Raw genomic sequence first — 8,751 nt, forward strand, 5'->3', positions numbered from 1 at the left:
ACAGCCCCTCTGGCTGCCTGTCAGTGCGGCAACCGAAGATTGACCGGAATCACCGGCATTGAGATGCCGATAACCAAGACCATTGGTTCAGCACGTGCTTGGCTCGCTGGCGCTGCTGGTTTCGGGCGACAAACTCCTAGGGGTGAGCAGCTTGAGCCCAGGGATGTCTTTACTGGTTCGATTGCCGGACACTGCGTCCTGGGTCTCGCCGGAGGCGACCTCGGTTGATCCCGCCGAGAGACCCAGTCCCCTCAGAGCCGCCGTGGCCTGGGCATCCCACCAGGAAGCTCCCCGCAGCAGGGTTTCGATCGCCAATTGCAGGTCATGGGCCGAGACGCCCTTGCGCACGTAGCCGCGGGCGCCTGCCAGGAGCAGGCGCCGACAGGCAGCGGCATCCTCCTGGCTGGTGATCACCAGCACGGGCAGTTCCGGGTAATCGGTGGCGATCCGCCGGCAGGTTTCGAGTCCCCCCAGCCCCGGCAGCCCCAGATCCAGCAGCACCACCTCCACCGCTTGCCGGCGCAGCAGCTCCAGGGCCTGTTCGCCGTCGCTGGCGGTGAGAACGCCCTCGATCCGATCGAACCCGGCCAGGGTGATCTCCAGCCCCAGACGAAACAGCTCGTCGTCTTCGACCACCAGGCAACGGGTCATCTCAGGCCTCTCTGGCTTCGATGGGCAGGTCCACCTCGATCTCAGCCCCGCCGCCTGTCCGGTTGCGCAGAGAGATCGTGCCGCCGTGGGCGCTGACGATTTGGCGGCAGAGGTAGAGGCCCAGGCCACTGCCCTGGCGGTCTGCTGAGAGCCGGTGGAAGCGTTGGAACAGGTTGGGAAGTTCCTGCTCAGGAACCCCGGGTCCGCGATCGATGACCTGGAGCCGGTGAGCGGAGCCCAAAGCCGCCAGCGTCACCAGGATCTGTCCCCCGCGCAGGCTGTGGTGGATCGCATTGAGCAGCAGATTCTCGACCAACCGCCGCAGTTGCACGCGGTCGCCTACCAGTGTGTGCTCCTGCCACTGCCCGCTGCCCATGAACGCCAGTCGGATGGTCAGCTGACGTTCCTGCGCCAGAGCGCTCACCTCGCCGATCACCTCCTCAACGATGCTGCTCAGATCCAGGCACTCTGGGCTCAATCGCAGACCCTCAGCGTCGTTCCCGTAGACCTCCAGCAGGGTCTGGATCTGGCGCAGGGCACGCGTCTGGCCGCGCTCGATTGTGGCGATCGCCCGGCTCAGAAGCGCTCCATCGGGACGTTGCTGCTCACCCAGCAGCTTCGTGGTGGCGATCGTGCCGAGGATCGGTGTCTTGAGGTCGTGGGCCAGGGTGGCGACGAAGTCGCTGCGCAGATCCTCGACGCTGAGGCGGGCTTGCAGGTCAAGCCGCTGGCGCTGCAGGGCCTGAACCCGCAGGCACTGGCCCGCGGTGACGAGCAGGGCGCCGCAGACCAGCAGCCGGTTGACGACGACGGGCCCCTCCAGGGTCACGGGGGGTGGCAGCACCAGATTGAGAAGCGTGAGGGCGCAGACCAGCAGCGCGTAACCCCAGAGTGTGAGCGCTGCGGCCGTGGTGCCCAGACGGAGCATCGGGATCACGTAAAGCGTGCCGAACACAATGTCCTGGGGCGTGACGAATTCCAGGAGCGCGACGGCCATCGTCATCACCGACACCTGGCTAACAGCGTCGCTCAGAGGCCCTATGTCCCTGGGTGTAGACCGCGTTGCCCGATTCATACCCACCGGCAGATGCGGACGCTCCAGCGCCCGGCGGAAAGTGACGGAGATCACTGCAACGGACGCTACCGCCCATGACCGACTGGTTTCAGGTCGTCGTCTTTGTGGCCTTGATCTGGGCCACGGCACCTGTGCTGGGCCGGCACCTCCATCAGGTATTCGACGACCAGCCCCAGCCCCTTTTCGATCCCTGGCTGATCCCAGTGGAAAACGGGGTGCTGCGCTTCATCGGCGAGCGCGGCCGCCCGGCTGAGCAGGCCTGGGATTACCTCAGGCCCTTGCTGCTCAGCAATCTTCTCTTTGGGCTGGTGGCTCTGGCCTTTCTTCTGTTCCAGCCCCCCTGGCTCAATCCCCAGGGACTGCCGGCGGTGCGCTGGGATACAGCCCTGCACACGGCGATCTCTTTCCTAACCAACACCGACCAGCAGCACTACACGCCGGAGCAGAGCCTCAGTGATCTAAGCCAGCTCGGGGCGTTGCAGTTCCTGTTCTTCACCTCGGCGGCCACCGGCCTGGCGGTGGGTTTCGCCTTCATCCGTGGCCTCTGCGGCCGCCCCCTGGGCAACTTCAACACCGACCTGATCCGCGCGATCACCCGGGTGCTGATCCCGCTCAGTTTCGTGTTCGCCCTGGTGCTGCTGGTCAATGGCGCGCCGATGACGCTCGCTGGCCCGATCACGCTCAAAACCCTGGAGGGCGCCGATCAGATCCTTGTGCGTGGCCCGGTGGCGGGGTTTGAGGCGATCAAGCAACTCGGCGAGAACGGTGGCGGCTTCTTCGGCGCCAACTCCGCCCATCCGTTCGAGAATCCCAACCCGTTCACCAACCTGCTGGCGATGGTGGCGATGTTCGCCATTCCGGCCGCCACGATCGACGCCTTCGGCCGCTTTCTGGGCAACCGCCGCCAGGCCACCCTGCTGCTCCTGCTCGTGACGGTGCTGTTCCTGGCGCTGGCAGCCCTGGCCATCAGCTCCGAGCAGGGGGGAAATCCCCTGCTGGCCGCCTGGCTCAGCGGCCCGAACCTGGAGGGCAAGGAGGTGCGCTTCGGCGCCGGACTCACCGCCCTGTTCGCCACGATCACCACCGGCTCCATGACCGGAGCGGTGAACGGTGCCATGGATTCGTTGATGCCCCTGGGGGGGCTGGTGCCGCTGTTCAACCTGTTCCTGCAGGTGATCTTCGGCGGCCAGGGCACCGGCGTGGCCTACCTGCTGGTGTTCCTGATCCTCACTGTGTTCCTCACCGGCCTGATGGTCGGGCGCACGCCCGAGCTGTTCGGCCGCAAGGTGGAGAAGGGGGAGATCGTCTGGAGCAGCCTGATCCTGCTGATCCATCCGCTGTTCGTGCTGGTGCCGGCGGCGATCACCCTCTCCTATGCCCCCACCCTTTCCGGCATCAGCAATCCGGGTTCCCACGGCATCAGCCAGGTGGTCTACGAATACGCCTCGGCGGCGGCCAACAACGGCAGTGGCTTCGAAGGCCTGGGCGATGGAACGCTGTGGTGGAACCTCAGCACCATCGTCAGCCTGCTGGGGGGGCGCTACCTGCCGATCGTGGCCCTGTTGCTACTGGCGGCTGCTTTTGCCCGCAAACCCAAGGTGCCGCCAGGTCCCGGCACCCTCGCCACCGACACCGGTCTGTTCACCGTGGTGACGGGGGTGGTGATCCTGATCCTGGGTGCGCTCACGTTTTTCCCGGTGCTGGCCCTCGGGCCGATCGCCGAAGCCTTTTCGCTGGTTAATGCCCGATGACGACCCTGCAACCGCCGATCTTCCCCCGCATGCCGCGGGGTCGCCGCGACCAGAGGCGCTACACCGAGCGTCCCAGGAGCGACGGCCTGCTGGGCCGGGCCGTGCTCCAGTCGTTCGTGAAGCTCGACCCGCGCCTCACCGTGCGCAATCCGGTGATGTTCGTGGTCTGGTGCGGCACGCTCGTGACCCTGGCCGCCACGGTGGAGCCGCGCCTGTTTGAGCTCAGCCCCGAGGCGCCGGGCCGTGGCTTCAACGCCCTGCTCAGCCTGATCCTTCTTGCCACCCTGCTGTTCGCCAACTTCGCTGAGGCGTTGGCAGAAGGCCGCGGCAAGGCCCAGGCCGATGCCCTGCGCCGCACCCAGGCCAGCACCCAGGCCAGGCGGCTGCTGCCCGACGGCAGCGAAGCTTTGGTGGACTCCTCCGCCCTGCGCCGTGGGGATCAGGTGCGCGTCAGCCAGGGCGAGATGATCCCCGCCGACGGGGAGGTGGTCGATGGGGTGGCGGCGGTGGATGAATCGGCGATCACCGGCGAATCGGCCCCCGTGCTCAAGGAAGCGGGCTCCGATGTGGCCAGCTCGGTGACGGGCGGCACCCGGGTGGTCTCCGACATGCTGCTGATTCGGATCACGGCCGACCCGGGCAAGGGCTTCATCGATCGGATGATCGCTCTGGTGGAGGGTGCCGAGCGCACCAAAACCCCCAACGAGATCGCCCTGACGGTGCTGCTGGCGGTGCTCACCCAGGTGTTCCTGATCGCCGTGGCCACCCTCCCGCCGGTGGCCGCGTACATCAACAGCCCCACCCCTGTGGTGGTGCTGGTGGCCCTGCTGGTGGCGTTGATCCCCACCACGATCGGCGGCCTGCTCAGTGCCATCGGCATCGCCGGCATGGACCGGGTGGCCCAGTTCAACGTGATCGCCACCTCCGGCCGCGCCGTCGAGGCCTGCGGTGACATCACCACCCTGGTGCTCGACAAGACCGGCACGATCACCCTCGGCAACCGTCTGGCGGAGGAGTTCCTGCCGGTGGGCGGCCACAGCGAACGGGAGCTAGCCACCACCGCCCATGCCGCCAGCTGGTTCGATGGCACGCCGGAGGGCAAATCGATCGTGCGCCTGGCCGAGAAGCTCGATGCCGTGACGGCTCTGCAGATGGACACGGCCACGGGATTGGAGTTCTCCGCGCGCACGCGCATGAGCGCCCAGCTCCTGCCGGAGCTGCTGGGGGTTCAGGAGTTCTCCGCGCGCACGCGCATGAGCGGCACCGATCTGGCCGATGGCAACGAGCTGCGCAAGGGGGCCGTCGACGCGATCAAGGGGTTCGTGCGCTCCCGGGGTGGCACGGTGCCAGACGACCTCGATGAGGCTTACGAGCGCGTGTCTCGGCTCGGGGGCACCCCCCTGGCGGTGTGCTGGAACGCCGAGATCCAAGGGGTGATCTACCTCAAGGACATCATCAAACCCGGCATGCGCGAACGTTTCGATCAGCTCCGCCGCATGGGTATCCGCAGCGTGATGCTCACGGGCGACAACGCCATCACCGCCGGTGTGATCGCCCGCGAAGCCGGCGTTGACGACTTCATCGCCGAGGCCACCCCGGAGGACAAGATCGCCGTGATCCAGGCGGAGCAGCGGCTCGGGCGGCTGGTGGCGATGACGGGGGATGGCACCAACGATGCGCCCGCGCTCGCACAGGCGAACGTGGGCGTCGCGATGAACTCCGGCACCCAGGCCGCCAAGGAGGCGGCCAACATGGTCGACCTCGATTCCGATCCCACCAAGCTGATCGACATCGTGACGATCGGGAAGCAGCTGCTGATCACCCGCGGCGCGCTCACCACCTTCTCGATTGCCAACGACGTGGCCAAGTACTTCGCGATCCTGCCGGCGCTTTTCGGCCAGGCGGGCCTGGCGCCGCTGAATCTGATGGGCCTGGCCAGCCCCCAGTCGGCGATCCTCTCGGCGATGGTGTTCAACGCCCTGATCATTCCTGCCCTGGTGCCCCTGGCCCTCAAGGGGGTGGCCTTCCGGCCGGCCACGGCGGATGAGCTGCTGCGGCGCAACCTGCTGCTCTATGGGCTGGGGGGGCTGGTGGTGCCGTTCATCGGCATCAAGTTGATTGATCTGGCTGTGTCTGCCCTGCGGCTGGTCTGACCTTCCGAGCCGTTCAGGCCGATCTGAGCCTCCCTTCTGATCCCCGCCAACCCGTCACCCGACCTTTCCCCGACCCATGGCTTCTACGTCTCGCCTCCTGAGTCGACCGCTGTTCTGGCTGCCACTGGTGCTGGCCCTGGGGACGGCCCTCACCGCGCCACTGTTCGGCTCAAGCCCCAGTCCTGTCCAGACCACCGCCCTCGCCCTGCTCCTCACCGGCATCGTGGTGCTCTCGGGCTACCTGTTCGTCGTGATCTTTCAACCGGAGCGCTTCTGATGTCCTTTCTGCGAGAGGGCTTCAAGGCCCTGCGGCTCACCGTTGTGCTCTGGCTGCTCACCCTGGTGCTATATACCCTGCCGCTGCTGGCGGTGGGCCAGGGCCTGTTCCCCGCCATGGCCAACGGCAGCCTGCTGCGCAATGCGGGCGGCCAGGTGCTGGGATCGACCCTGATTGGCCAGCCCTTCAGTTCCGATCGCTACTTCTGGAGCCGTCCGAGTGCCGTCGACTACAGCACCGGCAAGACGGCACCGACCTCCGCCCCCAGCAACCTGGGCCCCACCAACCCCGAGCTGGTGAAACGGATCGAGGCCACGGCCTCCACCTACGCCAAAGCGGGCATTGAGAAGCCCGCCGCTGATCTGCTGTATGCCTCCGGTTCGGGGCTCGATCCCCACATCTCTCCGGAAGCCGCGCGTCAGCAGATTCCGCGGCTGGTCGCGGCCCGATCCCTACCCAGCGCAAAGCTGGAGCAACTGATCCTGCGGCACACCCAGGGTCGTGTCCTGGGCTTCATCGGCGAACCGCGGGTGAACCTGCTGGCGCTCAACCACGAACTCGATCTGCGGGCGCCGTGATCCGCATGCTCAAGGGCCCGGGACGGCACAAGCTGTTCATCGGCATGGCTCCCGGCGTGGGCAAAACCTTTCGCATGCTGCAGGAGGCCCAGGAGCTCAGGAGGGAGGGGGTTGATGTGGTGATCGGTGTGCTCGAAACCCACGGGCGCCGCGACACGGCCCGCCAGGCCGAGGGGCTGGAGCTGGTGCCCCGGCGACGCCTCCTCCACAAGGGGGTGAGCCTTGAAGAGATGGACGTGGGGGAGATCCTGGCCCGCCGCCCCCAGCTGGTCCTAGTGGATGAGCTGGCCCATACCAACGTGCCGGGCAGCGAGCGCCCCAAGCGCTGGCAGGACGTGGCGGTACTGCTGGCCGCCGGCCTCGATGTGTACTCCACGGTCAACATCCAGCACCTGGAGAGCCTCAATGACCAGGTGGCCCAGCTCACCGGTGTGGTGGTGCGCGAGCGTCTCCCCGATCGGGTGCTGCAGCAGGCCGAGGAAGTGGTGCTGGTGGATGTCACTCCAGAGACCCTGCAGGAGCGGCTGCGCGATGGCAAGGTCTATGCCGCGGAAAAGGTGGACCAGGCCCTGTCCCATTTTTTCCGTCGCCCCCACCTGGTGGCCCTCAGGGAGCTGGCGTTGCGGGAGGTGGCCGACCGGGTGGAGGAGGATGGCCCACCGGCCAATGGGATGCGTGAGCGGGTGATGGTGTGCCTCTCCACCTACCCCGGATCGAACCGGCTGCTGCGCCGAGCCGCCCGGCTGGCGGGCTTCATGGATGCGCCGCTGCTGGTGCTCACCGTGCTGGATCCCGCCCGCTTCCTGAACAAAGAACAGGCGGTGCGGCTGGAGGAATCGACCCGGCTCTGTGAGGATTTCGGCGCTGAGTTCCTGCGCATCGACAGCGACGATGCGCTCGGCACGATCGCGCGAGTCGCCGGCGAACGCGGCATCAGCCAGATCGTGCTGGGCCAGACCCTGCGCTCTCGCCCCCAGGCCTTTTTGCGACGCACGCTCTCCGAGAAGCTCCAGCACCGGCTCAAGGGCCAGGCGGTGGATCTGCACCTGATCTCGATCGACGCCGGCTCCCCCCAGGCGGAGTTGCCAGAGGATCCCAGGGGCGGACAAGATCAAGGGATCCAGTAGTGCAGCCAGCGGCAATCGAGGCCGCCATTGCTCACAGGCACCTTGCGGAGCGCCTTCATCCGTAGCGCCCCGGTGAGAGCGGGGTTGCCGCTCAGCAGCCACAGGCTCCAGCCGGAGCAGCGTTCACCGCTGGCACCTAAGGCGCTGTATCTCCTGTTGATCTCTAATCTGTAGGAGGCCTGGATAGGGTGCTGGAAGGCCTGCTACCTCAGCTCGCTTCACCCCAAAAGGATCATCGAGAGTGGGTTCCAGACAAATCAGATCCGCCGCCTGCCGCACCTCGCTGAGCACCTGGAAAAGCACGTTGGATGATTCTTGAGCAGCTCGATCCAGGTAACGAGACAGGCGGCATGGCTTTCGTTCTCGCTGCCGTTCTCCAGCCGATCACCCAGCAGCACGGCATCGAGCTCAGCGACCAGCTCATTGCCGGCATGACGTGGCTTCCCGAACGCTCCGCCCAGATCACGCTTCAGCCGCGATTCGTGGCCGGTGGATTTGTCCAGATCCTGCGCCTGTGCCAGAAGGCCGGCATGGTGAGCCTGGGACAGGGGGCACCGGAGGTCGCATGAGCCGCCGGCGACCGGTCGTTGGCGTGATGGGTGCGGGGGACGGTGCCTCTGCAGAAGCCATGCGGCTGGCTGAGCAGCTTGGCGAGTGCATCAGCGCCAGGGGTTGGGTGCTGCTCACCGGTGGTCGTCCGGCGGGGGTGATGGCTGCAGCCAGCCGAGGCGCGGCACGGGTGGATGGGCACCTGGTGGTGGGGGTGTTGCCCGATGAAGGATGCGGTGACGACAGGCAGGGCACAGCGGAACTGGATCTGGCCTTGTTCACCGGCATGGGGAAGGCCCGCAACGTGATCAACGTGCTCAGTGCCGATGTGGTGGTGATCTGTGGGGGCGGAGGACCCGGCACAGCATCAGAAGCCGCCCATCCGCTCAATGCGGGCAGGCCGTTGATCCTGCTGGCGTTGCCGGTGGTGGGTGGTTTCGTGCGCTGGCTCTAGGAGTTTGTCGCCCAAAACCAGCAGCGCCAGCGAGCACAAGCACGTGCTGAACCAATGGTCTTGGTTATCGGCATCTCAATGCCGGTGTTTCCGGCCAATCGTCGGCTGCAGCAGGCACCGGCAGCCAGAGGGGCTG

9 protein-coding genes and 1 pseudogene are annotated in these 8,751 nt (G+C 66.6%); 6 read left to right on the forward strand and 4 right to left on the reverse strand.

Translation table 11 applies throughout. The features are described from left to right. Window positions 1–87: 87 nt before the first annotated feature. Window positions 88–651, reverse strand: coding sequence for a response regulator transcription factor (locus KQ310_RS02240; RefSeq protein ID WP_259720165.1), 564 nt, complete (start codon window positions 649–651; stop codon window positions 88–90). 1 nt (window position 652) lies between these two features. Continuing rightward, window positions 653–1,648, reverse strand: coding sequence for a sensor histidine kinase KdpD (locus KQ310_RS02245; protein ID WP_259720166.1), 996 nt, complete (start codon window positions 1,646–1,648; stop codon window positions 653–655). 152 nt (window positions 1,649–1,800) lie between these two features. On the opposite strand from KQ310_RS02245, the gene kdpA reads away from it, so the two are divergent. The 5 genes from kdpA to KQ310_RS02270 all read left to right on the forward strand — a co-directional run bounded on the left by kdpA (window position 1,801) and on the right by KQ310_RS02270 (window position 7,612). Next, entirely contained in the window at window positions 1,801–3,477 is a 1,677-nt protein-coding gene (gene kdpA, locus KQ310_RS02250) for a potassium-transporting ATPase subunit KdpA (RefSeq protein WP_259720167.1), read from the forward strand. Then, a complete protein-coding gene (kdpB, locus tag KQ310_RS02255) occupies window positions 3,474–5,630 on the forward strand; it encodes a potassium-transporting ATPase subunit KdpB (RefSeq protein WP_259720168.1) in 2,157 nt (718 codons plus the stop codon). The genes kdpA and kdpB overlap by 4 nt, the downstream gene beginning before the upstream one ends. A 76-nt stretch (window positions 5,631–5,706) precedes the next feature. Next, window positions 5,707–5,907 carry a potassium-transporting ATPase subunit F gene (locus KQ310_RS02260; protein ID WP_259720169.1) on the forward strand — a complete coding sequence of 67 codons (201 nt, stop codon included), beginning with the start codon at window positions 5,707–5,709 and terminating at the stop codon, window positions 5,905–5,907. Beyond that, a complete protein-coding gene (gene kdpC / locus KQ310_RS02265; RefSeq protein ID WP_259720170.1) occupies window positions 5,907–6,485 on the forward strand; it encodes a K(+)-transporting ATPase subunit C in 579 nt (192 codons plus the stop codon). Before KQ310_RS02260 ends, kdpC begins: the two co-directional genes overlap by 1 nt. Window positions 6,486–6,490: 5 nt before the next feature. Continuing rightward, the gene (locus KQ310_RS02270; protein WP_259720171.1) at window positions 6,491–7,612 is read left to right on the forward strand and encodes a universal stress protein; all 1,122 of its coding nucleotides are present in this window, start codon (window positions 6,491–6,493) and stop codon (window positions 7,610–7,612) included. Here the strand turns inward: KQ310_RS02270 and KQ310_RS02275 are convergent. Then, window positions 7,597–7,761, reverse strand: a pseudogene (locus KQ310_RS02275) (class I SAM-dependent RNA methyltransferase); the annotation flags it as partial. The gene KQ310_RS02270 and the pseudogene KQ310_RS02275 sit on opposite strands and share 16 nt — an antisense overlap. Window positions 7,762–7,869: 108 nt before the next feature. Continuing rightward, window positions 7,870–8,235, reverse strand: a complete 366-nt coding sequence (locus KQ310_RS15805; protein ID WP_311134684.1) for a zincin-like metallopeptidase domain-containing protein — start codon at window positions 8,233–8,235, stop codon at window positions 7,870–7,872. Here KQ310_RS15805 and KQ310_RS02285 point away from each other — a divergent pair. After that, on the forward strand, window positions 8,178–8,615 hold the full coding sequence (locus KQ310_RS02285) for a hypothetical protein (protein ID WP_259720172.1): 438 nt from the start codon (window positions 8,178–8,180) through the stop codon (window positions 8,613–8,615). The genes KQ310_RS15805 and KQ310_RS02285 overlap by 58 nt on opposite strands. Window positions 8,616–8,751: the final 136 nt, after the last annotated feature.

The sequence above is a fragment of the Synechococcus sp. CS-1328 genome, from assembly GCF_025128095.1.
Lineage (GTDB): Bacteria > Cyanobacteriota > Cyanobacteriia > PCC-6307 > Cyanobiaceae > CBW1002.

Bases quoted from the DNA above. Each gene is read 5' to 3' on its own strand.
- KQ310_RS02240 (WP_259720165.1), bottom strand. From the start codon at position 651: ATGACCCGTTGCCTGGTGGTCGAAGACGACGAGCTGTTTCGTCTGGGG.
- KQ310_RS02245 (WP_259720166.1), bottom strand. From the start codon at position 1,648: ATGGCCGTCGCGCTCCTGGAATTCGTCACGCCCCAGGACATTGTGTTC.
- kdpA (WP_259720167.1), top strand. From the start codon at position 1,801: ATGACCGACTGGTTTCAGGTCGTCGTCTTTGTGGCCTTGATCTGGGCC.
- kdpB (WP_259720168.1), top strand. From the start codon at position 3,474: ATGACGACCCTGCAACCGCCGATCTTCCCCCGCATGCCGCGGGGTCGC.
- KQ310_RS02260 (WP_259720169.1), top strand. From the start codon at position 5,707: ATGGCTTCTACGTCTCGCCTCCTGAGTCGACCGCTGTTCTGGCTGCCA.
- kdpC (WP_259720170.1), top strand. From the start codon at position 5,907: ATGTCCTTTCTGCGAGAGGGCTTCAAGGCCCTGCGGCTCACCGTTGTG.
- KQ310_RS02270 (WP_259720171.1), top strand. From the start codon at position 6,491: ATGCTCAAGGGCCCGGGACGGCACAAGCTGTTCATCGGCATGGCTCCC.
- KQ310_RS02285 (WP_259720172.1), top strand. From the start codon at position 8,178: ATGAGCCGCCGGCGACCGGTCGTTGGCGTGATGGGTGCGGGGGACGGT.